Annotated in this window: 17 protein-coding genes and 2 pseudogenes; 4 read left to right on the top strand and 15 right to left on the bottom strand. The window is 60.8% G+C overall.

Translation table 11 applies throughout. The features are described 5' to 3' along the window. Positions 1 to 547: 547 nt before the first annotated feature. Positions 548 to 802 carry a DUF4277 domain-containing protein gene (locus BSZ35_RS09135; RefSeq protein ID WP_105012141.1) on the top strand — a complete coding sequence of 85 codons (255 nt, stop codon included), beginning with the start codon at positions 548 to 550 and terminating at the stop codon, positions 800 to 802. A 19-nt stretch (positions 803 to 821) separates the two neighbouring features. On the opposite strand, the pseudogene BSZ35_RS19870 reads toward BSZ35_RS09135, so the two are convergent. From BSZ35_RS19870 to BSZ35_RS19235, 3 genes and pseudogenes are all read right to left on the bottom strand, one after another. Next, positions 822 to 1,238, bottom strand: a pseudogene (locus BSZ35_RS19870) (transposase); the annotation flags it as partial. A gap of 135 nt (positions 1,239 to 1,373) precedes the next feature. Next, positions 1,374 to 2,171, bottom strand: a complete 798-nt coding sequence (locus tag BSZ35_RS09145; RefSeq protein WP_181149263.1) for a prolyl oligopeptidase family serine peptidase — start codon at positions 2,169 to 2,171, stop codon at positions 1,374 to 1,376. An 821-nt stretch (positions 2,172 to 2,992) separates the two neighbouring features. Next, complete coding sequence (locus BSZ35_RS19235) at positions 2,993 to 3,238, bottom strand: hypothetical protein (RefSeq protein WP_146110042.1); 246 nt, start codon at positions 3,236 to 3,238, stop codon at positions 2,993 to 2,995. Between the two features lie 1,238 nt (positions 3,239 to 4,476). On the opposite strand from BSZ35_RS19235, the pseudogene BSZ35_RS09155 reads away from it, so the two are divergent. Then, a pseudogene (locus BSZ35_RS09155) lies at positions 4,477 to 4,830 on the top strand (plasmid pRiA4b ORF-3 family protein). Next, complete coding sequence (locus BSZ35_RS19240) at positions 4,715 to 5,314, top strand: plasmid pRiA4b ORF-3 family protein (RefSeq protein ID WP_146110043.1); 600 nt, start codon at positions 4,715 to 4,717, stop codon at positions 5,312 to 5,314. Before BSZ35_RS09155 ends, BSZ35_RS19240 begins: the two are co-directional and overlap by 116 nt. Before the next feature lie 257 nt (positions 5,315 to 5,571). Here the strand turns inward: BSZ35_RS19240 and BSZ35_RS09165 are convergent, their stop codons facing one another. After that, entirely contained in the window at positions 5,572 to 6,609 is a 1,038-nt protein-coding gene (locus BSZ35_RS09165; protein ID WP_105012147.1) for an aryldialkylphosphatase, read from the bottom strand. A gap of 167 nt (positions 6,610 to 6,776) precedes the next feature. Here BSZ35_RS09165 and BSZ35_RS09170 point away from each other — a divergent pair, with 167 nt between their 5' ends. Beyond that, the gene (locus BSZ35_RS09170; protein WP_105012148.1) at positions 6,777 to 7,859 is read left to right on the top strand and encodes a Gfo/Idh/MocA family oxidoreductase; all 1,083 of its coding nucleotides are present in this window, start codon (positions 6,777 to 6,779) and stop codon (positions 7,857 to 7,859) included. A 302-nt stretch (positions 7,860 to 8,161) separates the two neighbouring features. Here BSZ35_RS09170 and BSZ35_RS09175 read toward each other — a convergent pair whose 3' ends face one another. The 11 genes from BSZ35_RS09175 to BSZ35_RS09225 form a co-directional block, all read right to left on the bottom strand. Further along, on the bottom strand, positions 8,162 to 9,661 hold the full coding sequence (locus BSZ35_RS09175; RefSeq protein WP_105012149.1) for a hypothetical protein: 1,500 nt from the start codon (positions 9,659 to 9,661) through the stop codon (positions 8,162 to 8,164). A gap of 47 nt (positions 9,662 to 9,708) precedes the next feature. Continuing rightward, positions 9,709 to 10,824 (bottom strand): plastocyanin/azurin family copper-binding protein, encoded by a 1,116-nt coding sequence (locus tag BSZ35_RS09180; RefSeq protein ID WP_105012150.1) that lies wholly within the window; start codon positions 10,822 to 10,824, stop codon positions 9,709 to 9,711. Between the two features lie 392 nt (positions 10,825 to 11,216). Next, complete coding sequence (locus tag BSZ35_RS09185; protein ID WP_105012151.1) at positions 11,217 to 12,194, bottom strand: Gfo/Idh/MocA family oxidoreductase; 978 nt, start codon at positions 12,192 to 12,194, stop codon at positions 11,217 to 11,219. Positions 12,195 to 12,293: 99 nt separating this feature from the next. Beyond that, positions 12,294 to 14,285 carry an ATP-binding protein gene (locus BSZ35_RS09190; protein ID WP_105012152.1) on the bottom strand — a complete coding sequence of 664 codons (1,992 nt, stop codon included), beginning with the start codon at positions 14,283 to 14,285 and terminating at the stop codon, positions 12,294 to 12,296. A gap of 93 nt (positions 14,286 to 14,378) precedes the next feature. Further along, on the bottom strand, positions 14,379 to 15,770 hold the full coding sequence (locus BSZ35_RS09195; protein WP_105012153.1) for a nicotinate phosphoribosyltransferase: 1,392 nt from the start codon (positions 15,768 to 15,770) through the stop codon (positions 14,379 to 14,381). 396 nt (positions 15,771 to 16,166) lie between these two features. Further along, a complete protein-coding gene (locus BSZ35_RS09200; protein WP_105012154.1) occupies positions 16,167 to 18,923 on the bottom strand; it encodes a zinc-dependent metalloprotease in 2,757 nt (918 codons plus the stop codon). A gap of 179 nt (positions 18,924 to 19,102) precedes the next feature. Next, positions 19,103 to 20,182, bottom strand: a complete 1,080-nt coding sequence (locus BSZ35_RS09205; protein ID WP_105012155.1) for a BamA/TamA family outer membrane protein — start codon at positions 20,180 to 20,182, stop codon at positions 19,103 to 19,105. A 234-nt stretch (positions 20,183 to 20,416) separates the two neighbouring features. After that, positions 20,417 to 20,614, bottom strand: a complete 198-nt coding sequence (locus tag BSZ35_RS09210) for a hypothetical protein (protein ID WP_105012156.1) — start codon at positions 20,612 to 20,614, stop codon at positions 20,417 to 20,419. A gap of 59 nt (positions 20,615 to 20,673) precedes the next feature. Beyond that, on the bottom strand, positions 20,674 to 22,050 hold the full coding sequence (locus BSZ35_RS09215) for a hypothetical protein (RefSeq protein WP_105012157.1): 1,377 nt from the start codon (positions 22,048 to 22,050) through the stop codon (positions 20,674 to 20,676). 51 nt (positions 22,051 to 22,101) lie between these two features. Next, a complete protein-coding gene (locus BSZ35_RS09220; protein ID WP_105012158.1) occupies positions 22,102 to 25,230 on the bottom strand; it encodes a hypothetical protein in 3,129 nt (1,042 codons plus the stop codon). Further along, the gene (locus tag BSZ35_RS09225; protein ID WP_105012159.1) at positions 25,227 to 25,706 is read right to left on the bottom strand and encodes a hypothetical protein; all 480 of its coding nucleotides are present in this window, start codon (positions 25,704 to 25,706) and stop codon (positions 25,227 to 25,229) included. The genes BSZ35_RS09220 and BSZ35_RS09225 overlap by 4 nt, the downstream gene beginning before the upstream one ends. Between the last annotated feature and the right edge of the window lie 276 nt (positions 25,707 to 25,982).

Consider the following 25,982-nt stretch of genomic DNA (forward strand, 5'->3'; position numbering starts at 1 on the left):
TAAATGACCGACGATAAATGGATGGAGGGCCTACGGAGGCCGCTCTTCGTCCTTAGAAGCTGTTTTAATTTCGCACGCTGTGAGTTCGGCAGGACGCTACGACTGCGGACCCGTTCCTCCCCGCCGGGGATGCAGGCGTATACGCTCCGATGTGCTTTTGGTCTACGAAAATATCGGCATTGGATGTGGAGACGGGCGTAAATTAAAACAAGTTCTTAGGAGGACTTTGCCGCCCAAGTCCAAGCGGAGAACACCATTCGAGCGTATGCTGCGGATTTGGAAGACTTCCGGCACTGGTGCAAGCGGGTGGATCGGGAGTGGCTCCCGGCCAAGCCAAAAACAATCGGTTTGTATCTCGGCGCCCGGGCCGATGATCTGAGTCTCGCGACCTTAGAGCGCCGCCTCGCTGCAACCGCCTCCCTCCACACCGACCTTCCGCACCCTTGAACGGGCCTCAACTTACATCGCCGATGATCTGATTTTCCGTACTCTCTCGAGGTCGATCTGATATATTGAGGAATCCCGCAACCCAATCCAACGATGCCTGATGAGCCAGACCTACGAGAGCAAGATTCTAGATCATCTCGGTCTGGTGGCTGGGATGTACGACGAGCTTGAGATCGGGGAGGAGATCGACAGCCGGATCTTGCAGGACACCGAGCAACGCAAAGTCTCCGTCGGGAAGGCCGTAAAGGCGATGGTCTTCAATGGCTTAGGATTCATTGAGCAGCGGTTGTATTTGACCACACAGTTCTTTGAGACACTTCCAAACGAGACTCTTTATGCCTCCTACCCCACATAAAGGGGGTGCGGAAGGTCGGATCAACCACAAGATGGCGTTTCGTTCCCGCTTTCCCGCGATCTACCGGGTTCGGGCCGGTGGCAAGTTCCCCTTTCCCAGTCCCCGATGGCCGGAATTGACTGCGAGTCGACCGAAGCCCGCGACCAGTCAATCTGGTCGGCGCAGCCTAACTGGTCAAGAAACACTTGGTGGAGTCGCTCCCACACGCCAACTTCTTGCCAGTCGCGCAGGCGGCGCCAACAGTCATCCTACAGCCGCACCCTATCTCTTAAGAGAGAAGCTCCCAAGGGAGGCCACTTTGGAGCACGAACAGGAAGTCGGTTAGGGCCGCGCGGTTTGGAACGCGGGGCCGCCCGCCTTTCGGCTTCGGTGGCTCGAGAGGGAGAAGCGGCTCAATCGCTTCCCAGGGGGCATCGGGCAAAAGAGTCTTGACCATCGGCGTAGAAGTTAGGTCGGAAAGCACCTTGGACTCCCGATGTCAAAATAAGTTTTGTTAGAGGTTCTTAGCTGTATTTGTCACCTACACGCAGAAGAGGGGCTGGAACGGTTCAAATCTGCACGGCAAAAAACCCTACTGGGTAACCGTTGTGGCGGAGTGACTCGCTGTATCCAGCGGGGTCGCGGAACGTATAAGGAATTGCTCATAGATGCGGGCGAACCGTGGGTGCTGTATTACAGTGCCGTGCCTCGCCCCCTTTAGTACATGCAGTTCCTTCCTTTCTTCAGGTAGCGTCGACTCCTTATAGATCTTCCGAGACAGCATGGGTTTTGTCTGCCGATCGTCCGACCCAACCAGCAATAGAAGCGGTTCGTCGAGATCTCGTACGGTATACTTATTGCCTACCCCCTGCAGGTTTCCTTCAATCTCGATCCGAACGAACGGCTTGTAATACCAGGGCACTACCGAATCCGCCCACTCCTCCACCGTGGTGACTGAGCTTTCCAACACAACACCGGCAGTCGATCGGTGGTCTGCCACGTGGCCCGCCAAAAAACTTCCAAGGGACATCCCATGCACGACGAGGCTCTCGGGCGGAGTCTCCAAAGTATCTATTGCATACTCGTATACGGCAAGGGCGTCTTCTTTAAGGCGCTCTATGGTGGGCATCCCCGTGCTTTTGCCGTATCCCCGATGATCCACAAGTAAGAGATTCACATCGATAGGGGCCGTAAGGGCTTGGGTGATTTCCAATCCGTGTTCGCAGAGTCGAAAGCCATTTCCCCCGAAGTAGAGCACTGTCCGCATTGCATCACGATGCTGGATGTATGCGGCTTGCAACTCGGCGTCGTCTACCGGAATTCGATGGTACTGGAGCGAGTAGGCCGTTCCAAGGCTGTCGGTGACAGCTGTTTTCGAGAGTCCCGGCATCGGCTGAATAAAAGTGTTCTCGTCTACCCGAAATGTACGACATCCGCCTAGCGTCGACCCCATAACCAAAAGAAGGAAGAGTAAAACGAACGCTCGTCTAGTAAGCTTGTCCATTCGATAAATCATCAAGATGTAACCGATAAAGGTGGAGTTGATCCGCTTTAGTGGACAGTCGACGGCTTTCACGCCGCGACAGATGAGTGAGATTCCTTAAAATGAGAGTGGTCTCGTGAATGGTGTACACGACTTTCGACACCCCCACTGTCAGCCCAGCGTAGGTCAGATATACACCCTTTAACATTGTGCAATCATTACATGTGTAAAGGGTGTGTAGGCCACAATATTCTCGTTTCTCTACTTCCATCTTCGGCGAGATCGACTGCAAATTACTGGCTCGTGCCCATTGCGGGCGATCCGAACGAAAGAGATTCGTGTCAAGGGCCTAAATATTACGATTAATAACCCAATGTTTGTACAATCTAAGAGTAACACTTCGAGGTTGGTTACCCCGGCGGAGGGGGAGCGAGTGTCGGGTGTACCTCTTCATAATCTGTCGGAGATAGGTGACCGATGGGGGACCAGGTAGGTCCGGTGGAACTTCTTCCTCCACTCACTCTGGTCCGCTTTCGGAAGGTAACTGACCACGTTACTCTACAGTTCTTCCTATCTTCGGGAGCTCCCGGGCAAGAATACTTGGCGTTTAGAACTTGCCTCTTCTGTCATGGCGCCGTCTGATATCGACACAAAAGATGTAAATTTATTGCACTATAAAACCAAACATTTAAATTATAAACTGCATAAAACTTAATCTATAACTTATGTCATTCAGCCGCGACGGAGATAAAATCATCGACGAATTGGTCTATTCCTTTCTCGCTTGCACGATACCCTGCAACTTGACGCAATGTATCATTCCATGCTTGATGGTCGCTAATCTTTGGAAGCCTTGCCACTATTCTTTTTTCAAAATTGGGCCAGTAGGCCCAAGGATGTGGAACGTCAAGTACCTGTCTTTCGAGTCTTTTCATTTGGTAGTCATCAACACCTTCCAGATCGGCCTCTCCCACAGCGATTCGCTGGATGGAAGTGCAAGAACAAAGGATTGCTTCTGCTCTTCGAGCCGCGGCCGAATGGTTCGGTTGCTTCCATAGTCATCACTGTCGCCGGTGACCCAGCACCGGGGAACCTCGTTGGTAAGGTGCGCTCCAGCATCTAGTAGCCAAGTTCTGGCTTTGCAGTAAACTCGATCTCTTCCGACATCCCAACTTTTCGGGCGCAGCTCACCCCCTTGCCAGACTATTTGATTTCGTGAGTCCCGAACGATCCGCATCGGTACTTGCTCATCGCTCTGGGGAAGCTCATTCTCCGTGGAAGGCTTCGCTCCAAAAAATAATATATAGGTCCTCGATTGGGTTGAGTGCAGACGTTTCTTTCGAGTGTCCCACCAGAAGCGTCGTTGAAGTCCAACGCTGCTCCAGTGGATCTGCTGTCTATCAATCCGAGTGGATACCGCTGTTGCTGAAGCGGCTCGTCTGAAAAACGAGGGTTTTGAACTGAATATTTGGAAGCAAGTGTCTTGTTAAAGTGGAATAACAAGAAATGGCCTCAACAGGAAAATATATACCCCGCCCCCTCTAAAGGAGCGGGGTAGTATCTGACATTGAGCCAGAGATGTTTTTTCCGATACTACCTTTGCTCAACCCCACACGAACTCTCACAGTCCGAATGGGGATCCAAATCGGAGGGAGCAGCGGCAGCCATCTCGTATCGTTCTTCGAGTTTCTCCACTGAGAAGGTTTCGTTTGAGAAGGTTTCGTTCTCCATAGCTTATTTTAGGCTAGTTTATAAAGAAAGAGAATTCCCACCTGAACGGTATACACCCGTTAAATTCAGGAAAACAGAATATCAATTAAGTATAGCCTTTCTTATTTGAAGAATATGTTTATTGTAACTAAAACCTGCTCAAATTCCAGCCGGTCCGTGCTTATCAATTCCGAAGGTCCGTATGTAGATTAAATTATGGGCAACTCAATCGATCATTCCGATCCGGACGCCCAGCCCCGAGGGGTGTGTCAACTATATTGTGACCGCCGATGGTGGCCTGACCGGAATCGAGGTCGGAGAGCATAAAAAGTGTGGAGTAGCAGCTGATTGAGCTACTCACTTCCCTTGATTGCAGCGCGGCTCGTAGATTGTCTATTCGACTCTCCTGTGAGCTGTCCCCGCTTCGACGATGCCCGACCGCTCTGAACCTTCCGCCCCACACGTCTACCAGATCAAGGCTCGTTTTCTTCGAATTAGTCCGATGGTCTGGCGGCGCTTTCTGCTTCCCGACCAGGAGACGCTCGGCAAGCTTCACCGAGCAATTCAGGTCGCCTTCGGCTAGACGGACGTGCATCTGCCCCGGTTCGACATTCATGGCCTGACCTACGGGCTCTCCCACCCCGGCGGTCGGCCGTTCGACGTAGAAGCTGGCCAGGTTTCTCTCGCCTCCCTGCAGCTGCGCGAAGGCGAGACGTTTCGCTATACCTACAATTTCACAGATGGATGGGAGCACGACATCCGCCTTGAACAGAAGTGCTTTGAGCAGAGGCTTCCCCACGACGAGGAGCAGAGCGATCCGATCCCGCACGGGCGATCCTGGAAGAGGCCCTGTTGAGGACTGCGGCGGCCCGTGGGCCTACCAGAAGCTGATCGCGACCTGCAAGCGCGCTCCTTTGGAGGAATACCTGCGGCTCTGTCTCTGGTTGGGCGAACTCTTCGATCCGTCTGTCTTCGACCGGCAGAACGTCAATGAGAAGCTCCAAAGTGGCGCGGAGCCCAGAAACTCAAACGCCGGCTCTTCGAGGCAGGGCGATTGCATGTTAAAGATTCTGGAGGAGGTGCTCCCGATAGTCGTCGTCCCATCCAGCACGCTTTCGTTTGTTTTTCGTCCCGGCGTCGACCCGATCGTCCTGTTTGACAGCAGAGGCAACAAGCCGCCTTACGAGCGCCAAGTTCACCGCCGCGTTCTGGGTTCGCACCTAGCTGTGGTCCTCCCTGAAGGCCACATCGAGCACCCAGTGCAGCCCATTTTCGATCTGCCAGTGCCGCCGGGACGCCTCCAGAATATTCTCGGCGTCGGCCTTGAGAGACTGTTTTGATTTCACACGATCGCATTTCAGGCTGAGCGTAACGACCGCAGGTCGTCGCAATCTCTGTGTTAGGGGCTTCCGAACGATTGAGGGTCCCCCAGCTCGACGAAACACCTCTGCGATTTTCAATCCGGCCAAAAATCAAACCAGTCTCTTAAAGATGCTGTGTTACCGAGTGTCAGGCTCCAGGATGAAGCGACGGGTCGAACGGTACTCCGTTCTTCAACACTCCGAAGCAGATGCGCATCGATCCGTCGGAGATGGTATTACCGCGTCGTGCGGGGACGAATCGCAAAAGCGTCGGCAGGATTTTCGACGAGAAGCTGTCGTACGTCGGCCTCGGACACGCCTGCGTCCCGGAGCGCTGGGATGAGGTCGGTGAAAAGGGCGGTATAGGACGCAAACGATCCGCCCCCGGGCTCGCCGACGCTGTACCAGCCGTTGTCGTGTGAGAGCAGCAGCCGATCCAGCAGACCGCTCTCGCGAAAGGCGGTCACGAGCCGGACGTACCGCTCGGTGTGCTCCGGCTCATACCCGTCCAACGATACCCAGCCGCCGCGCCGGGCGGCGTCGAGGTGGCGAGTCGTGTCCGTTTCGTTTTGCGCGTGCACCCAGATCCAGGCCCTCGGCTCGATGCCCTCCTCCGCCAGCACGTCGAGCTGCTCAAACGCCGGCTGGGCGGGCCCGGTGTGCACAGCAATGGTGAGCCCGGTCTGCCGATGCGCCCGGCATGCGGCCCGCACTAGTTTTCGGTCCATGTCGGACAACGAGCCGGAATCGACGCCGATCTTGAGAAAGCCGGGCCGCACGTCGGTCTCCCCGATGCCGGTCTCCCACTCCGCCACCCAGCGCCCGGCGAGCGCGTCCACCGAGTCGGCGTAGGCATGCTGAGGGATATGCTGATCGTCGCGAGCGCCGTAGTAGCCGGTGTTCGTCAGGATCTGCACGCCCGTAGCCTGCGAGAGGCGACACAGCACGCGGGGATCGCGGCCCAGATAGGCCGGCGTGCAATCCACGAAGGTCCGGCCGCCGGCGTCGGCCACCTCCGCCAGATGGGGGCGCACCGTCTCCACCACCTCGTCTCGGTCGTACCGGTGCGCCCCCACCACGTCGACCCCAGCAAAATCCACCATTACGTGCTCGTGGGTCAGCGTTCGCCCCATCTCCGACGGGGCAATGGGACCGGTCACCGTCATAATCTCGGGCTCCTCCGTCCGCGGCGCGGGCGCGGCCCATGAGCCGCTGCACAAAGCAAGTCCGCCCAGGGCGGCGCCTCCAGTCGCGAGAAAGTGGCGTCGATCCATGGTCCCTGATGAGGAATCGTGAGGATGATATGCGAGAGACGTGCCCTTCCCTGTCGGCTGTATTCCTCAAGAACGACGACGCGCCCCCCAGAAGCAACAGGGATCCACAGAGAAATTCGCCGCTATTACCGCCCCTGCCTTCTTGAACACGTGTCTCCGCTTTCACCATGAACGAACCGTATCGACTGGGCATCATCGGCGCCGGATCGGTAGCCCACCTTCACGCCCATGCCGTTTCGGACCTCGACAATGCCACCCTCGTCGCAGCGAGCCGCCGCTCGGACGATCCGGGCCGCGCCTTTGCCGACACACACGACTGCACGTGGTATTCCGACTACGAGGTCCTTCTCGACGACGAAGTCCCCGACGCGGTGCTCATCGCCACCCCGAGCGGAGCACACCTGGAGCCCACCGTCGCGGCCGCCGAACGGGGCGTGCACGTGCTCTGCGAGAAGCCGCTGGAGATCACGTCCGCACGCATCGACCGAATGATCGCAGCGGCAGACGCGAACGACGTGAAGCTGGGGGGCATCTTCCAGCACCGCTACAGCGGCGCCGTTCAGACGCTGCAGGACACCGTGGCGCAGGGTCGGTTCGGTCCTCTCGCGGTCGCCTCGGCCACGGTCCCCTGGTGGCGAGAGGATGCATACTACGAAGGGACGTGGAAGGGCACCGAAGAATTAGACGGAGGGGGCGCCCTCATGAACCAGTCCATCCACGCGATTGACGCGATTGCGTGGATCGCGCGGGCCAACATGGATCTTGCGCTGGGACAAAATCCGGTAGCGGAGGTGTACGCACAGACGGACGTACGAGGCCACGACCCCGCCCACATCGAGGTGGAGGACACCGCCGTGGCGACGCTTCGATATCGCGATGGGACGCTCGGCCACATTCTCGGGGCCACGTCCATGTACCCGGGCACACGCCGTCGGCTTCGGGTCGCCGGCCGGGACGGCACGGCGGAGCTCCACGAGGACGAGATCGTGTGCTGGCAGCTACGCGATGAGCGGCCGGTAGACGAGGAGATTCGGGCGACGTACGGCGACGACGACACGGACGGCGGCGCCTCCGACCCGATGGCGATCGACTACGACAATCACACGCAGAACCTCCGCGCCTTCCTCGCCTGGGTAGACCACGACGCCGATTTCCTCCTCCCGGCCCCAGAGGCCCGAACCGCCGTCGCCATCATCGAAGCGATTTACGAGTCTGCGGAATCGGGGCAGCCGGTGACGCTCGCTCTCTAGCCCGTCTTTCGCGGCTAGGCCTCAACATTGGGAAAGTTGACCTCACGTGTTGACAAACGCGGAGACGTTGGTGCCCCCCCACGCCCTGAGTGAAACGAGGAGGTGCTTTTAGAGACTGTTTTGATTTCACACGATGACAGTTCAGGCAGAGCGCGACGACTGCAGATCGTCGGGATCCAGCAGGGGCTCCTTCTGAGCAACGGACGGCCCTCCAATTCCTGCGAAATATCTCGTCGATTCTCAACCCGATCAAAAATCAAAACAGTCTCTTAGAGTGCTCCCGGGCCCCATGCTCTTTTCCTTCACTGCCGCAACCGATTTAGCGTGTAGTAGAGCGTCGGATGAGCAATGGGCGTTCCGTCCGCTGCCGTCACGCCGTGCAGGTCCATCTGGTAGACGTAGCCGGACACCAACTCGCCCAGCGCCACCGACACCGTCCGTCGGTCCGGCGACACCTCAACGTCCGTCACCGGCACCGACTGCACGTCCATCTGGTCGGAGCCATATTCCTGGTGGTACTCGTAGTAGTACCGCGTAAATTGTACTGCCGAATCGGGACGCACCGTCTCAGGCTGCACTGGCTTCGTAAAGTGGAGGTCGAATCCCTCCTTGGTAAGAGTCATCTCCGCCACCTCCGTCGGCGTCCCGCCGGTCCACCGCACGCGCTGCAGCCCCTGATCCCCGGGCCAGCCGTGATCGGTCTGCCCCACCCACAGCGTGCCGTCCGGCCCAAATGCCAGCCGGTTGTTGCCGATGCGGAGGGGCCGCGAGTCGTGCGCCGTCGAGGAATCGATAAGGGTCGTGACCGCGCCCTGCATCGCCCCATCCACCTCTTCCAGCATGACCCGCAGGATGCGCGGGTGGTTCATCTCCCCGATCAGCATCTGCCCCTCGAACGGCCCAAACTGCCCGCCGGTCGTGTCGATGACGGGCTGCGTGGGCGAGTTGGCGAGAATGCCCTGTGGAAAGAGCACAGAGGCCCGCGTCCGCATCGTGTTGAGCACCGGCACAGGCAGATCCAGCGGCTGAATGTCGTCAAACCCTTCTTCCCAGACGAGACTCTGCGGGTGGCCGTAGAAGTGGTCCTGCTGGACGTGGTAGAGCTTGCTGGTCCCAAGCCAGTCGCCCTGGTTGTCGGTTGCAAAGAGGCGGCCCTTCTGGTCGAATACGAGGCCGTTGGGGGAGCGGAAGCCGCTGGCGAACGGCTCCAGGGAATCGGACGCCGGATGGTAGCGCATGACCCACCCCCGATACGGCACCGCCGCGTACATGCGGCCGGGACGCCCCTCCGGATCGAACGGGCCGCGCATAATGTCCCACACGCCCGCAAACTTCGAGGCCGTGTTCAGCGAGATAAACAGATCGCCGTTTGGCCCTTCCGCCGGCCCAAACGCAAACTCGTGGTAGTTGCCGGACATCCCGAAGTCGTCCGTCACCGTGTCGTAGCGCTCCGCCTTCCCATCCCGATCGGTGTCGGTGAGGCGCGTCAACTCGGGACGTTGGGTGACGAGCACCTCGTGATTCGAGACGGCCTTCACACCCAGCGGGTCGTGCAGCCCCTGCGCGAACACGTTCCACTCCTGCGTCTCGGCATTGTAGATCATCACCTCGCCGCGGTGGAAGACGCCGACGAGCCGCCCATCCGGCATCACGTCGAGCCCGCCGACCTCGGGAATCAGGCCGGGCGGCGTGTCGATGGTTTCGACGACGTATGCGGGTCCGTCGTCGGCAGACTGCTCGGTGCAGCCGGGGACGGCCACCAGGGCGGCCACGAGTACAAGAAGCGAGAAACGACTCATCATAGAGAATCGACGCGGTTGTAACATGGCGGATCGGTCGGCCTCGGTGCTTACTTCGTCATCGTGATGGTGAAGTTGCGCGCCTCCTCCGGCGAGAGCCGAAGCGTATCGGCCCGCCACGTCCCGGCCGAGGCCTCGACCGTCACGCTATCCGCCGCAGTCCGAATAAACCGGATCTCCTGCGGCGGCTCCTCGATCTGAAATTCGCGCTGGAGCCCCACCCCGTCGGAGACAGGTGTGATGAGCTCACGCACCGTGACCCCGTCCATCGTGTAGCGGAACTGCGGGCGTTCTTCCACCATCCGGTAGCCCTCAAATTCGGCGCTCGGCGCTCCTTCCGTCTCTCCGATGCGCAGTGGAAACTGTCCGTCGCTCCGGTAAAAGACGGTTCCCTCCACCACGGCGCGCTGGTTAGCGACGTGGCCCTTGAACACCTCGCTGTTGTCCACGAAGCCGCCGCTCCACGCGTAGCGAATCGTCACGGGCACCGTGTCGAAGGCGTACGAGACGCCGCCCGTTAGCCCCACGGCAATCGTCGCGGGACTGCTGTTCGGCATAAACGTCCGGTACATGATCGGGGGCGAGGTAGGATAGGGGTGTGCCGACGTGACGGCCGCAGAGGCCCCCGCGCGCAGGCTGTCCGGGGGCACGTGCGCGTCCTCTTCCAGCGGGGGCATCGCCGCCTCGCCGTCCGGCGACACGTACATGGCCCCATACATCACGACGCCGTGGCCCGGATACGTGCACACGTACGGATAGACACCTTCGTCCTCAGGGGCAGTAAAGGTGAGCGTGGCGCTCGAATCGGGATCGATGACCGGCGCAAAGTGGAGCACGTCGTCCGACTCCGGCACGTACTCCTGCTCCGGCCCCTCTGCGCCCATCCGGTTCGCTGCTGCCACGACGGCCTCACGCGTCCCCTTATCCGTAATGACGAGGTTGTGCGCGAGGGAGCTGGCGTTTTCGAGCGTCAACTTCACCTCCTGCTCCGGCTGCACGGCAAAGCGCACGCGGTCGTATTGCAGTCCCGCTACGGCCTGGATCTCGATGGTCTTTGGTGGGGGCAACGCAGGGCCGGGCGCCCACCGGAGCGCAAGCAGAAGGCCAAGGGCAAGAAACCCCACCCCGACCCCCCAGAGACGGTTGGAAACGTGTGTGCTACGCATTCGCCTGTGTGCTGTCAAGGAATGTCACGAATCTCCGCCCGCTGCATTCGGAAGCTGTGCAATCGCTTACAAACCGGTTTAAACTCTCAACTGGATCAGAGTTGACGTTCGACACTGCGGTTCGTTTTGCGTGCCGGCATTCATCAGCCGTCCGCTGTCCCCCCTTATGGACGCGCCTCCCTCCGATCGGTCCCGGTATTTTCGGAGTCACATCCCGGTCACGCCCCCCAAGACGATTACATCTTAATTCCTGATTTCTCGCTTCCGGATTTAACAGTCCAGTCGGTCCTTCTCCCGCGCGCCCATTCGCCCTCTCTTTCGAGCCAAATCGGAGGCTGCAGCCAGAGGAGCCGCCATTCTTCAGCTCTACGGTTCAACATACGATTGCCTTGTCACCCCTCCCCCGGATACGTCACCCCCCACTCCTGCCGCAGTGCATCGGCCGTCTGGAGCAGCGCGTGACTCTCGTCCAGCGGCATGACCGGGCTTTCGGTCTTCCCTTTCCGCAGGCAGCGCATGACGTGAGCCGCTTCGAACTGATAGCCGTTGCCCTCGAACGGACGCGCGAACGTTTCCGTGGAGCCGTCCGCACGGGTAAGATCGAACGGCGCCCCCTTCCACCACGCCCGTCGCCCCTGCAAGCGTCCCCCCGGTCCCGCAATCGCACAGGTACGCCCGGCATCGGCACGGACGGACGCCTGCCACACCGCCTGCATTCCATCGTCGTACTGGAAAACGACCGCACACTGTTCGTCGACTCCCGTGTCGCCGAGCACGACGGAGGACGTCACATCGTCGGGCGGGCCGAACAGTTCAAACGCGAGAGCAATCGGATAGACGCCGAGATCGAGCAGCGCCCCGCCGCCGAGCGCCGGGTTGAAGACACGGTGCTCCGGATCAAAGGGCTGGTGGAATCCAATGTCCGCCCGAAGGACCTGCACCGTCCCGAGCTCGTCTGCCACCACGCGTCGCACATCGTCCATCACCGGAAGGAACCGCGTCCACATTCCCTCCATCAGAAACTCGTCCTGCTCTCGGGCCGTGGCGATGAGCCGAGCCGCCCCGTCAGCGTTGAGGGCGAGCGGCTTCTCGCAGAGCACGGCACACCCGGCCTCCAGCGCCAGGGTCGCGTGCCCCACGTGGTAGGGGTGAGGACTGGCCACGTGCACCACGTCCACGTCCGCCTTCGTGACGAGGGCCTCGTAGGAATCGAAGCGCTGTGGTATGGCAAACTCATCACCGAACGCGTCGGCCCGCTCCTGCGCCCGAGAGCCGACGGCTGCGATCTCCGCGTCGGGCAACAGTTGCAGATCGGAGGCGACGAGGTTCGCGATATTGCCGGTGCCGAGAATGCCCCAGCGGATGGTCATGCGAGTGTGGTGTTCGGAATTGGGATGTTGGATTGCGGCGAGCAGGAGGGCAGAATAAGGAAGTGGGGAGTTTCGCACAACCCCGCCCCCACACACGTATCAGCGTGGCAGGTGGACCGTAAAGGTCGTCCCCACGCCTCTCTCGCTCTTCACGTCGATCGTGCCCCCCATTACCTCCGTCAAGTGCTTGGTAATGGCAAGCCCAAGCCCACTTCCCTCCGTCGTTTTCTGATCCGCGCCCCGAGCAAAGGCCTCGAACAGATTCGGCAGAAAGGATTCCTCAATGCCCACGCCGGTGTCCTCCACCTCAATCACGACCTGGTCGGGCGTGCCCCATGCTCGCAGCGTCGCGGTGCCGCCGGGCTCGGTAAACTTGAGTGCATTGCTCAGGAGATTGTCCGTGATGCGGTGAAGCATCGTGGGATCGATCTCAGCCGTGAGCGGCTCTTCGACGTCCGTTTCGAGGGTAAGGCCCTTTCCGTCAGCCTGCGGCTGAAACATCTCGGCCGTCCCCAGCAGCTCATCCGCCAGGTTCATCGATTCCGGGGTCGGCTCTACGGCCCCCGCCTCCAGCTTCGACAGGTCGAGAACCGACTCCAGAGTGTCGAGCAATCGGTCGCTACTTCGCTTAATGAGATCAATGCGATCCTGATGCTCGTCCCCGACCTCCCGCCGCAGCAGATCGGCGTGGTTCATGATGGAAGAGAGCGGCGTCTGCACGTCGTGGCTTATGTTTGCAAGAAAGGCCGACTTGAGCTGGTTGGCCTGCTCGGCCTCCTCCTTCGCCGCACGCAGCTCCCGCTCGTACTGCACCTGCTCCGTAATGTCGTCGATCGAAAACACAACCTGCCGCACCGCCCCTTGATCGTCGCGCAGCGGTGCCCCATTGACGGAGATGTAGCGCTGCGTGCCGTCGGCCCACTCAAAGATGTAGCGTTTCTCCGTGAGGGGCATCCCCTCATCCAAAATATTTTGAAAGGGCCACTCCTCCGGGGGAATCGTCGTCCCGTCAAGCGTTTTGAGCGTGCCGATCTCATTGTGGAGCTGCCCAGAAAGGGTATCCTTCTCCACACCAAGAATATCGAGGGCCGGATCATTCGCGAAAGAGATCTCCCCCGACGCGTCCACAATCACGATGGCCGCCACGCTGGTATCCATCACCGCCTCGGTCAGGTCCCGCTCTCGGCGTAGGCTCTCCCGCGCCGCCATGCGATCGGTTACATCGTCGAAGTATACGGAGAGCCCGCCTTCGAAGGGAAAGGCTTTAACCTCAAACCACCGGTTGAGCGGCGGATAGTAGTCGACAAACTCGACGGTCGTCTGCTCCTCAATTGCCCGTTCGTATCGTTTCTGAAAGGTGGACCCCACCGCTTCCGGAAAGGCATCCCACATGTTTTTCCCCACCATCTCTTCGCGGGAGCGCTCCAGAAAAGTCTCCGCCTGGTTGTTCACGTACGTGAACGTCCAGTCCTCATCAACGGCAAAAAAGGCATCCGTAATGCTTTCCAAAATGCGCCGTCGTTGCTCGCTGGTCTCTTGGTGCTCTTGCCGGGAGGCATCGAGATCGGAGGCATAATGGCGTAGATTGATCTCGTCCATCACCACGCCCGCCAGATCAGCCAGCGTCTTCTGATCCTCCGTCGTAAACGTGCGGGGCTCATCGTCCAGGAGGCAGAGCGCGCCGAGACGATATCCGTTAGGGGCTGTAAGAGGCGCCCCCGCGTAGAATCGCACGTGCGGCTTTCCCGTCACCAGCGGATTATCAGCGAAGCGTTCGTCCTTCTTTGCGTCCTCGACGACCATGACGCCTTTCTGGTCAATGGTGTGCACGCAGAAGGAGGCTTCGAGCGACGTGCGAGTCAGGTCCAGCCCACAGGTGGAAAGACACCACTGCTCTTCCTGATCAATGAAGTTTATGAGGGCCACGGGCACGTCGAACAAGCGCGTGGCCAGCCGCGTGATGCGATCGAAGGCCTCGGTGGGCGGGGCGTCAAGCACGTCGTACTGCTCGAGCGTACGGAGCCGCCGCTGCTCACTTTCCGTTTGGGGACGCGTTTGGGTGCCGGGGGGAAGAGTGTCTGGGGCCTCCATAATTGGACCTCAATACTCTCGTTGTAGAAAGTGCTTCTGGAAATGCCAATACCATTCCATACTAGCGCACGCCACGTCGCATGCGCTGAGCCCTTACCCTGACCCCACCGCCATCTCGTCGCGAAGGGCCGTGCGAGTCTCATTGAGCCGCGCCTCCATTGCGTCACTGAGCACAACGTCGTAGCCCTCGGCACTGGGCGCCAGCGCCCGGAGCCGGTCCGGCAGCTCCGCAACACGAGCGGCGGCATGCTCCCGATGTGCATCGAGGGCACGGGATGTGCCGGCATCTGTTCTACGCCCGTCGGCCATCACACGCTCCAGGAGCGGCGCGCCTGCGTGGCGATCGGCCTCCTCCGTCGCAATCACGTCGCGCACAGCCGTTCCATTTTCGTACTGCCGAATGACTTGCTTCCGACCGGGCAGGTTCGACTTTTCGGAGGAAAGCTTCATCCGCGGCTGGCCCGCGTAGCCGCACAGCTTGTAGGCGCTGTCGAGGGCCGGTTGATCGGCAGACGTCCCCATCTTCGTCCCCACGCCGACCCCGTCGATGGGCGCATCCCGATCAATCAGGTCTCGGATCTTATACTCATCGAGGCCGCTGCTGGCAAAGATGAGCATGTCGTTCAGTCCCGCCGCGTCGAGCATCCGACGGGCCTCCTGGGCCAATTCCGCGAGGTCTCCGGAGTCGAGCCGGATGCCGCGTACCTGAAAGTCCTCGCCTCGTTCGTCGGCCAAATCAATCACCTTCTGCACGCCGCGGAGGGTGTCGTAGGTGTCCACAAGGAGGATCGTCTCCGGATACAGATCCGAAAACTCGCGGAAGGCCTCTCGCTCAGTGTCGTGGGCCTCCACGTAGCTGTGGGCCATGGTGCCCGTGATGGGAAGATCGTAGGCCTGTCCGGCGGCAACGTTGGAGGTGGCATCCACCCCGGCGATGTACGCGGCACGGGCCGCCTTCATTGACGCGTCCGTGCCATGCATCCGACGCATGCCAAAGTCGGCGACCAGCCGATCGGTCCCTCCGGCCCGTGCAGCCTCGACCACCCGGGCCGCCTTCGAAGCGATCGTCGTCTGGAACGTGATCTGATTCAACAGAAACGTCTCGGCCAGCTGCGCCTCCCCAATCGGGGCCACGACCTCCACAATCGGCTCGTCCGGAAAGACGGGCGTTCCTTCCGGCACGGCATACACGTCGCCGGTAAACTCAAAGTCCTCCAGCCACGCCAAAAAGTCGTCGGAAAACTGCTCCTGCGCGTCGAGGTAGGCCAGAGCCTCCTCCGAAAACGAAATCTCTTCGAGGTACTCCAGTGCCTGTTCGAGGCCACAGGCCAAGAGGTAGTTGCGATCCTTCAGGCGGCGGACGAAGAGATCAAACACGGCCGTCTCCTCCATGCCCTCTCGCCAGTAGGCCTGAAGCATGGTGAGCTGGTACAGATCGGTATAAAGGGCCGCGGTCTCCGAGCGGAAGTGATCGTCGAATGCCATAAGGCCGGAAACGGTTGTCTAAAAGAGCCAGGGCAGGGACACACGTACCTGCACAGCAAATCACGGAGATCGGGAGGAACGAGACGAACAAACCCCGTCCAGTCCAAACTAGTGGTCCGTCAAGGTGTCCATGCCAATCAGAGTGTGGATCGATGGCCTGCCTCTCTCCCTGACGCAGGATTCAGATCAACAGTTCTCGTTCGCCCCCTCCCCCTTCGACTTGGCTGCCCACTAGCAGCTCTCGCTCCCGCACTCCCTCTCGTTAGGGCAGAGCGTCCGGTGCGGGGCTACGGCTCCGTCCCCGATAACTTCGTACGTCTGTCCACACCGTCAACGCCTTACCGTTCACAGGATCGTTGGTTTTGCGTGAAGCAAAATCGCCCTCCACGCCCTCCGCTACGGCTGCACGTCGACGGAGGCCTCCAGGGCCCGGTCGATCTGCACTTTCGTTTCCGCAAGGTGCGCCCGCGTGTCGCGGTCCAACGAGCGACGGTCGAGGACCCGTCCGATTGTGTCGGACAGCTCCGTCAGCTCCAACCGGGCCAGCGAACGAACGTCCTCCGGTACCGTCAGTTGATCGGCGCCCACGAGGGGATTGATCGTGATCCAGCTGGTGGTGTCGAGCAGGAAGGCAATGAGGCGGTCGGTGTACGTGCGCTGCAGGGAGCGGCGGAACGAGTTGATCGCCACGGCCCGCGGCGCCGTCGTGTCGAGTTCGCTCCAGATGGCATCCGTGAGGCGTGGCATCAGATCGCCCGGTCCGTAGTAGTTGTCCGCCTCGGTCCGCACGTGGTTGTCAATCATGCGCTTCAGCCGGGCAGGGTGGAGGAGACTCCGGAGAAGGCCCGTCTGAATCATCGCGACATGTTCGTGGACGGGATAATCGATCTGGAGCCCCCCGGAAGCGCCCCAGTGTGCATGCCGATTGGGCGCCAGCTTGTTGAGACGCTCGGCCTCGAACTGAAAGGCCTCGGGGGCAAAGGCCGTCTCGACGAGAAGGTCAACCGCCTCGCGCTGCTTCTCGGCGGTAACGGGGCGAAAGGGCATGCGGGCATCGGGCGTGCCCTTGTGATCGCGCGCCACGTACATGCCCCCCACCATCTTCGTCACGGGACGGAGCGCCCGGTAGCGCTCAAACAGAAGGGCGGTGGTGGCCTGGCGAAGACGATAATAGCGCTCTCCCTCGGCGATGAGACGGTCGTCGAGCTTCGGCTCCACCGTCCGGATGAGTTCAGTGCGCGTCTCGGCAAAGGCCAGCGGGCTGGACCCCAGCTCCCAGGTGTTCGTCAGCGGATCGACAGCGTAGGCCCCAAGGGCCGCGTCCTCATCGGTGCCGTAGGTGTGGTGGGGATCACTGGACTGGCCGGCGATCTTGTCGAGGCCGTTCTCCTCAGCCGTGGTCGTATCGGCCAGCGGGGCATCGCGCGTGAGCGGGCCCTCCGCCCCCTGCTCGGCAATGGGCATGTAGCCGTACTTGATGGCCCACTCGTCGTAGGTGCCCACGTTCGGATTCCAGTAGTGCCCCTGCTCCTCAGCGTCCGTCGCCACGTTGACCGGGGCGTAGTCCATCACCGAAAGACTCACGCCGTGCGCTTCGGTATAGCGCTTGTCGTGGAGCTCGTCGGTCGGGATGCCGGAAGAGGCCTTAAAGTTGTGCCGCAGGCCGAGCGTGTGCCCCACCTCATGCATCACGAGGTCCTTGACGGCCGCGCCCAAATAGTCGTCCGGCATGGGCGCGCCCGGATCGAGCCCCCCTCGTGCAAGCAACGTCGCGCGCTGGAGCCCAATCTGCTGCGACATGCCCCGCTCCGCCCAACAGGCGTGCCGGGCCAGCTTGGGGGAAAACATCTGCCGCAGTTTCTGCCCCCGGTGCCGGAGCGACGCCTGAACCGTCCCGTTCGCCTGTCCCCCTTCCGGGAGCAGATGGTCGTACTCCTGCTGCCAGCCGCGCACGAAGGAAGAAGAGATGAGAATGTCGGCGTTCAGCATCTCGCCCGTCCGCGGGTCCGTCTGCGATGGGCCAATGGCGTAGCCCATCTGGTGGGCTGCGGTCCACTGCACGGTGGAGTAGCGGATGTCCTCCGGGCTCCAGGTCGAGTCGTCCGGCGCGTCTTTGGCCACCACGGCATTCCTGTAGCCGGCCGCCTCGAAGGCCTCGTTCCAGGCCTCGATGCCTGCCTTCACGTAGGCCCGATACTCGTCCGGCACGCTATGGTCGACGTAATACACGATCGGCTCCTTCGGCTCCACGAGCTCGCCCCGACGATAGGCGGCCGTATCACTGGGCGCCAGCCGCCAGCGGTTGACGTATCGGATGTAGGGGTCGCTCTGCTTATCCTTCGAAAAATCCTTGATCGCGTCGGTGAAGTAGCCCACCCGATCGTCGGCACGTCGGGCCTGCATCGGCTCCTCCGGCAGCTGGAAAAAGGAGTAGCGAACCCCCACTGGAATGGATCGATAATCCGGAAGCGCCTCGCCGCCGATGAGGGGCACGTCCGGGCCTTCGTAGTTCAGCATGGCGTCGATCTCGACATTCCTCTCGAAGCCCCGCACCGAATCGACGTAGCTCGTTTCGTCTTGCAGCCGGGCCGGCTGCTGCCCAAAGTAGGGTTTCAGACGTTCGCCGATACTGGAGTAGTCCGACACCAAAAAGTCGGACAGCTCGATGAGCAGGTGCTCCGTAGAGTCGTTGCGGCTTACGATGTCGAACGCGTGAACGACCGAGTGGCCCACGTTCTCCTTCATGGACCGGCGCATGCCGCCCTCGTCCGCCCGGAACCGGGGATTGCGGTGGACCAGATGCACCTTGTGTCCCACCTTCCGGAAGCGCATGAGCCGGGTGTCGGTGAGGCGGAGACCATCGTGCAGGTTGAAGACGCCCACCCCTTTGCTGATGTGGAGCACCGCCCCAAAATTCTTGTCCAGCTGTTCGGGAGCAATTTCGGCATAGAGGGTCCGATCCTCTTTCATGTGAAGAGGAAGAAACCCATCGATGCTCTTGGCCTCCTTCAGGGTTTTCTTCCAGGGCTTAAAGGGATCGTCTTCACTCTCCTCTGTTGTGCTCTTCTCCTCAGCCGTGCCCGTCGACCCTTTGAAAAGGGAGCAGGAAGTAAGCAGAAGCGCCGCAATCGTAAATGTAAGGAGGTGTCGCATCGAAGAAGCGCAGGAAAAAGCGTGGAGCGGAAAGCATGAAGAAAGACCGGGCCGTACAAACGGACCTTCTTGATCAGAAAGACCGGTCCCGGAAGGATCGTTTGCCGTCTCCTGCGTCCAATATGCAAATCGCGACGGAGAAAGTGAATCTCTTCCGTCCCTGCGACGAACGTGAGAGGCTAGAATGCTTCTCCCAGGGAAACGTACGGTTCGATGCCCGTGGGACTCCACGCAAGGTCAAGCCGTCCGTGCACCCCATCGTCGGTGAGGCGAAGCCGCCCCCCGATCCCGACAGCCGCTTCAACATGCTCGACGAGCTCTGGGCCGACCCGGGGGCCCACCTCTCCAACGGACGCGAAGACGGTGGCCTTGAACCGCCAAAAGAGCGGCATTCGATATTCGGCCTGTGCGGTCCAGTACACGGAGTCCCGAAAGCGGCCCTCCCGGTAGCCTCGCATCTGGCTGGAGCCGCCCAACAGGGGAAGCTGCTGAAATGGTGCCGTTCCCATCACCGCCTCCGTGTAGAGCTGTCCGGTAAGAACGCCGATCCCAAGCGGGTGGTAGGTGCGAACATCGGTCTTGAGGTGCCCGAAGGTATAGTCGCTACCCCAAGCAGCCGAGTGAAGGGTCGTCACAACTTCTGCGTAGGTGCCGGTGGTGGGGTAGTACAGACTATTGCGCGCGTCCCAGAAGAGCGAAAGCCCAAGGCCCGCTGTGACGCCGCCCCCTGCCCCCGCCACGCGCCCCTGTGCAATGTCGCCGCGTGTCTCCCCCGACGTCCGCACCGCATCGGCCCGCACGAACACACGGGGTCCGACGCGCAGGTTCGACCGGATGCGGCGCTGGGCCGTGCCGTCTAGGAGTACGTACCGGGCCGTGTAGGATTCTTCTGCACTTTTTGGGGTCTCCCCGCCAATACCGAAGTAGGAGTTGGGATAGTGACTGACCTGCAGCTCTCCCTGCACGCGCCAGAGCCCATCGCGCAGGTATAGCTCCGGGCTCATCTTTGCGATGAGTTGCCGCCGCTGTGTGCCGGTAAAGGTCGCCTGCACGCTCGATGCCGTGCCGTTGGGCTGCTCCGGCCGATAGTATCCCACCACGAGTCCCCCCGCTATCTTCGTGTCCGGCGCGTAGGAGGCGTAAGGAAGCACCAGCCAGTCGGCACTCTGCCCGGTCCTGCTGGTGTCGTTCGCCGGCTGGGCATGCGCGGGCCCCGCTCCGATCATAGCAACGAGAAGAGAAAGGACGAGTCGGAACATAGGCAACCAGACGGCGACGGGTATAGCGACACGTCCTCATGTTCGGCATCCCGACCGACGGCGTCAACCGATGGCTCCCGTACGCGGACAATCGCCTGTGGAAGCGCATATCGGGAGACAGACGCTCATGGGTCTCCGGTTCTAATCAGAACGAGCGCAGAAACGGAAAACGGAAGAGAAGACCTTGCCGAATACCAGAACCGAGGGCTCCAACGAATCCGATACTTTCGCAAGCTACATGAGGCCGGGCTGAAACGTGCGCGGCTCGACGCGGAGGCGGACCTCCTTGAGTCCCGTTTCCTCGTCGATGTTCAGCAGGACCTGGACCCGCGGACAGGCGATGATCTCAAACAGGTCGTTGAGTTCGTTTGTCAGACGCCCGTGATCGAACTCATCGCTCAGCAGATGGCCGGAGTAGCCTCCTTGGCCCACACGCAGCCCTTGAACTATTCCTCCAGCTTGGTGTCGGCGCGCTACTATGAGCTGTCTGTTCAGGAGTCGTTTTTCTCATCAAGAAAATCTCTGAGCCACGGGGGCATTTCCTCCGTCTTCTTCGCGTCCTGGAGGGCCTCCGCGACCTTCCCGTCCTTCATCTTCTCGTACTGCTCGACGATCTGCTTTCGGGTGCGGCGGTAGCGGTTGTAGCGCTCTTTCATCTCTTCAAGCCGCTGGAGCTCCTCGACCGGCGGGCTCTCCCCGCGCGCTCGGAACTCTTCGTTCACCTCTTCCCGGGCCTCGATCCGTTCGTTCAGGTCTGCCATCATCTCGGTGTACTTCCGGTAGAGCTGCTTTTTGTTATCCTCGGCCCAGTCGGCGAAGGTCGTGCCCTCCCCATAGACGATGTTCTCCTCCGAGAGGTCGAAGCGGCGACGGGCAAATTGAATCCGGTCCCAGAGATCCCGGGGCTCTAAGTTTTGCTCCTCGGCGTAGTTGGCCTCGATGCGATTCAAGATGCGGCGATGACGATAGTAGAAAAACGCGGCTAGCGGGCCGCCGATGAGGGCCGTCGCCATCAGTCCCTTTCCGATGAGCGTGGAGGTAAGGGTGGCCCACACCGGATCTCCGTACCACCAGATGCAGCCTGCAAACAACGACATCCCGAGCAGGTGATAGGCACCCGCCGCGATAATGAGCACATGCACTGGGTTCAAGTAAAGAGTCTTCAAGAGGCCCCAATCGACCTCCTTGTCTACAGACAGCACCGGGTCGACCGCCTCGGGGTTCTCCCGGCAGTCGATCTGGCGGCAGAGAAGGGGGTAGTAGTATTTGTCCCGCGTGCCCCAGAGCGCAGAGCGGTTCAGATCGATGTCCGGGTTGGGAAAAACGTACGCCAGGGCGCTGGTGTGGAGATGCTGAAGGAGGTAGCGGCGCCAATGAGGAAGCATCTGAACCCGGGCGCCGATGCGGAAAAGCGTCCGTCCGCCTTGTCCGTTGATCATAGATCTGTACTTCCCACGAATCTCGGTGAGGGGATCATCGGTGCGAAGACGACTCGCGTCAACTCCGGCCTGGAACGGGTCGTACCAGAATTTGAGCCCTTCAATCAGAGATAGAATACATACGGCTGCTAACACTAAGAAAGCAGCGAAAGGTAGACTTCCCTTGGGAATGTCGTCGTATACGAAGTACCAACCTGGATTGGCCAACGCCACAAGGAGTGTGGGAAGCACCCACCCGATCTTCAGTCGAATCCACCACGCCAGGTGCCGGAGGTACGTCAGTTCATTTCCCGTTGGTGGGCGCGGCGCCATCTTCCCCTCGAAGTCGCTCTGCCTATGCTCGTAGGTCGGGTACTCGTGACCGGGTCCCTTTTCCCCGTGGTCCCGGACCTCCTCGTGATCGAATGTATATCCGTCGTCCGATTCCATGTCTTCAGTCTTTTAACCGTTGAAAACTGAACGCGCATGAAGGAGAGAAGGCTATGAGTATACGGGGGCCAGAACACCGGCCGATTTATGAGGCGCTGAGGAATCAGCCGCCACGCCCGGGCTCCCTTCGTACTCAAACTCCGGCTGGAGGTCGGCCGACTTCGCGGCCCGGTAGTCGATCCGGAGGGTCACGCTCGCTTCTACCGAGTCGAAGTCCCTTGTGGGTCGGACGGTCTGGTCGTGAGCCACCTCCGTAGCATCGGCAACGGCCGAGCCGTCCCAGGTCCAGCTGGCAGAAAGGAGGGTACCGTCGTCTTTTCGCATCATCTGGTCGGCGGAGTCGAGAGAAGTGGCTGTTTTGTCGAGGTGCGTCTCGTCGCCGACCACGAGGAAGTCGGACGTAAGCGAAAGGGATACTTCCGTAAGCTGCATAAGTCCGGGCTGGAACGTGCGCGGCTCGACACGGAGGCGGACCTCTTCGAGGCTCATTTCTTCACTGATATCCAGCAGGACCTGCACCCGGGGGCGGGCGATGATCTCAAACAGGTCGTTGAGTTCGGTCGTGAGACGCTTGGAGCCGAATTCACCCTTCGGCAAGTATCCGGAATACCCTTTCTTGGACCAAACGGAATTCTTGAACCACTCCTCCAGTTCGGTGTCACTGAAGACCGCCACTACGAGCTGTCCGGTCAAAATCAACCCCAGGCCGATCGCGCCGCCCCTGAATCCCGATTTTGGTATCAAAAGACCTGCCCCAATTGCTGAGGTCGAGTGGCCAACTGTGGCCCCGATATTTGAGTCTTTTTCGAAGGCGAGCTCCTCTACAGCATGACCTACAAAATAGAGGGCCTCAACGTACGCAACTCTCCTATGTAAATCATATAGATCGTCTTTCACCGCCGTCGACACTCCGGACAGGTGCCGAATGCTGGCAACGGCCTCCGCGGTCCCGATTCCGATCTGGGAGAGTTGGTCGATCGAGGCGCCCCGCCGGGCCGCGTCTCGGTAGGCATTGGCCAGGAAGAAGAGGTGCAGGCCGTCGATAGCCAGGGCGATGCGGCCCACCCGTCGCCGACCGGCTTTGTAGAGGTCGGCCTTTTGCCGGTGCTCGGTACTCTCGTCCATCTTCTCGCCGTATTGCTGAAGCCCGGCCTCGCGTCCCGTCAGGGCCTGCTGGGCCTCTTTCCCGGCCTGCACGCGCTTCCCCTTCAACTCGAAGAGCGTCTCGGCCTTCTTCCCCGCCCCCACCTGCTGGTGAACGTACTGGGCCACCGCCCCGACGGCGCTTCGGGTCGTTCGAATCAGATCGTCGAGGGTGCGGGTGCCGGTCGACGGTGCCGGCCCCGTCACCTTCCCGCTCGGGCTCAGCCCGAGCTTGCTGGTGAGGACCCGCACGTACCGCTGGCCCTTCTGCCAAGAGGCGAGCCGGCTCCGGGTCGATTCGATCTCGTCGGTCAAGTCGTCGACCTTCGACGCTTTGTTCTGGAAGGTCTCGTGGGCCTGGGCCGCCTTTTCGGCGTGTGTGGCCGCGACGTCCTCCTTCTTGATCGCCGAGCCGGCTTCGGACTTTGCCTCCTGTTCCAGCGCATTGGCCGCTACGCCCGCCAGGCGCCGGATGGTGCTAAGGTCGTAGGGCACCCGGTCGTACCAGGTCTTCTCGCCCTGCTTGTCAATGCCGCGCTTCGGGTCGGCGTCCACGTACTGCCCGAGCTGTTCGGCCAGGTAGTGCCGCCCGGCCTGCGAGTACTCGGCGTCCGCCAGCAGCCGCTCCTCGATGCCGAGCCGGTCGACGAACGTCTTAAATTTCTCGTCGGAGAGGGCCTCGGCCCCACCGGCCTCTTCCACAAACGCCGTCAGGTCCTCCCGCGCCTGCCGGTAGGCCGGAAGGTCCATCATGAAGTCGTACAGCGTGTCTCCCAGCCGCTCGACCGTATCCTGCAGGTCGTTCTGTTCAGCGCTCCAATCCTCCAGGGTCGACTCCAGGCGCTGCTTGTCCAGGAAGTCCCATACGGTTGGATCGTCGACCACGCCCTCCACGGCCCGCGCCGCCTGCGTGATCGTCGACTCTTCGGCTCGGTCCTCGAAGCGCTGGGCGGCCCGGTAGGTGAGGCTCGCATGGTGGTGTTCGAGACTGGTGCCGGCCTGGAAGGCCTTCAACCGCTCGACGGCGTGGCGGTAGGCGCTCCCGGCTGCCCGGACGAACTGCACCGGTTGCGGCACCGAGACCTGCAGGAGGTCCTCCGACGGCTCGGCCGCAAAGTAGCCGATTTCGTAGGCCCCACCGGTTTTGATCGTCTCCAGCGCGTCGGCGTCGATCGTTTCGCAACGCAGCGCCGCCAGCGGATAGATGTCCTCGGCGTGGGGATCGTCGTCTCGTCGATAGGCGCCGAGGCGCTCGTAGGAGAGCTGGCAGGGAGAAAGCATGACGTGCACCTTCGTGCAGCTCTCGGTTGCCGGGAAGCAAAGGTAGGGCTGTCCGCCTGCTGTCTTCGCGTCGAGCGAGGGAGAACGCTCGTCTTTGCCCGTCCACCGCGACGGATCCGACCAGTCGACGCGCTTGAGGGTGCCCTCGCCGGTGGCCTTTGCCTCGATCATCGGCGACATGGGCGGATCCTCTCCCGGGTGCTCCGGAAAGACGTACACCCAAGTGCCCTCCTGCAGTGGCTCCGTACTCGTGTCGAGCACGCCGGTCTCGTGGTTGGCCGTCATGACGGTCTGCTGCGGCGCGATTCGCCACAGGGACGCTTCGTTCGCGTCGGGACCGGTGGCCCCGTGGAGCGGATTCTCGCGGCTCGACCCCGGGAGGTCGGGAAAGAAGTACTTGATGGGACCGGGCGGAACGTCTGAAAGTTCAGCAGACCCATTCTCGTCGAGCGTGGTCTCTTGCTCGGACCCGTCCGGCAGGATCACGACGACCGTTTCGTCCGCCACGGGCGCGTCGGTCACGAGGTCGCGGAGGCGGATGCTCAGGTCGTCCACGAATCGCATCACGCCCGTGCTCTTCGCGTCCTGCGAATCGGCGATGATGCCGCTCACGTCCACCGTGTAGAAAAACTGCGGTTGCACGTAGCCCTCCGGCGCCTTCCACTCCGGCACAATGTCCGCGGTGTCGCCCGGATACTGGAACCGGTACATCACCTCCACGGCTCCGTTTTCTACCCGAGGACGCAGCCGCGTCACCGGGACGTGCGCCCCGCGCTCCTTGTATTCGAAAATGCGGACGGTCGCCCGGCGGCCGTCGGGCGCGCCTTTCGCGTCGGCTGTGAGCGTGAGAATGTCTCCGCGTTTGACTTCTTCCTGCGACCACCGCGGACCCGCACCGGCTCGGTCACCTTCAGGGCCTCCGACTCGGCCGAGAGGCCGTGGTTCGGCATCTTGACCTTCGCCAGGAGGCCGCCCTTCGCCTTTTGCGGCACCCGAAGCCGGAGATTCATGTCCTCGCCCGCGAGCCGGCCGTCGAGGGTGTTGTGGACGGTCCCCTGCGCGTCGACGAGCTTGATCTGGAGACGAGAGCCCTCAGCGCAGAAGAGCGTGCGGATTTCGAGGCCGATCTCCCCACCGGGGGCGGCCTGCCGTCGGTCGAAGCGGACGGCGTCGATTTCGGAGGGGAGGGTGAAGACGTGTGTCTCGTCGGCCGCGCCGGTAAACTCAGGCATGGAGAAAAGGGAAGCGAGGAGAAAAGAAAACTACAGCAGAAGTGAACCGAAATGGAATTGTACTTTATGACAAAATTAATCTAAAATAACCAATAACAAGATGTCAATGATCGATTCATGAAGAGCGGTTGTATCCAAAAACCTCGGCAAAAGTAGAGGGGCCGTCCCTTTTCCGCACTAACAAATGGACGCCTGAAAGCTGCAACTGCCCAACAGGCGATGATGCCTGGACACTCAGCCCGCCCCTTCATGTGATCTCAACTACACAAGATCGTT

It is taken from the genome of Salinibacter sp. 10B (genome assembly GCF_002954405.1).
Lineage (GTDB): Bacteria > Bacteroidota > Rhodothermia > Rhodothermales > Salinibacteraceae > Salinibacter.

What these genes read in the sequence shown, in the direction of transcription:
- BSZ35_RS09215 (WP_105012157.1), bottom strand. Translation starts at nt 22,050, where the DNA reads ATGGAATCGGACGACGGATATACATTCGATCACGAGGAGGTCCGGGAC.
- BSZ35_RS09205 (WP_105012155.1), bottom strand. Translation starts at nt 20,182, where the DNA reads ATGTTCCGACTCGTCCTTTCTCTTCTCGTTGCTATGATCGGAGCGGGG.
- BSZ35_RS09165 (WP_105012147.1), bottom strand. Translation starts at nt 6,609, where the DNA reads ATGGATCGACGCCACTTTCTCGCGACTGGAGGCGCCGCCCTGGGCGGA.
- BSZ35_RS09225 (WP_105012159.1), bottom strand. Translation starts at nt 25,706, where the DNA reads ATGCCTGAGTTTACCGGCGCGGCCGACGAGACACACGTCTTCACCCTC.
- BSZ35_RS19240 (WP_146110043.1), top strand. Translation starts at nt 4,715, where the DNA reads ATGGATGGGAGCACGACATCCGCCTTGAACAGAAGTGCTTTGAGCAGA.
- BSZ35_RS09200 (WP_105012154.1), bottom strand. Translation starts at nt 18,923, where the DNA reads ATGCGACACCTCCTTACATTTACGATTGCGGCGCTTCTGCTTACTTCC.
- BSZ35_RS09170 (WP_105012148.1), top strand. Translation starts at nt 6,777, where the DNA reads ATGAACGAACCGTATCGACTGGGCATCATCGGCGCCGGATCGGTAGCC.
- BSZ35_RS09175 (WP_105012149.1), bottom strand. Translation starts at nt 9,661, where the DNA reads ATGATGAGTCGTTTCTCGCTTCTTGTACTCGTGGCCGCCCTGGTGGCC.
- BSZ35_RS09180 (WP_105012150.1), bottom strand. Translation starts at nt 10,824, where the DNA reads ATGCGTAGCACACACGTTTCCAACCGTCTCTGGGGGGTCGGGGTGGGG.
- BSZ35_RS09190 (WP_105012152.1), bottom strand. Translation starts at nt 14,285, where the DNA reads ATGGAGGCCCCAGACACTCTTCCCCCCGGCACCCAAACGCGTCCCCAA.
- BSZ35_RS09195 (WP_105012153.1), bottom strand. Translation starts at nt 15,770, where the DNA reads ATGGCATTCGACGATCACTTCCGCTCGGAGACCGCGGCCCTTTATACC.
- BSZ35_RS09145 (WP_181149263.1), bottom strand. Translation starts at nt 2,171, where the DNA reads ATGCCGGGACTCTCGAAAACAGCTGTCACCGACAGCCTTGGAACGGCC.
- BSZ35_RS09135 (WP_105012141.1), top strand. Translation starts at nt 548, where the DNA reads ATGAGCCAGACCTACGAGAGCAAGATTCTAGATCATCTCGGTCTGGTG.
- BSZ35_RS09185 (WP_105012151.1), bottom strand. Translation starts at nt 12,194, where the DNA reads ATGACCATCCGCTGGGGCATTCTCGGCACCGGCAATATCGCGAACCTC.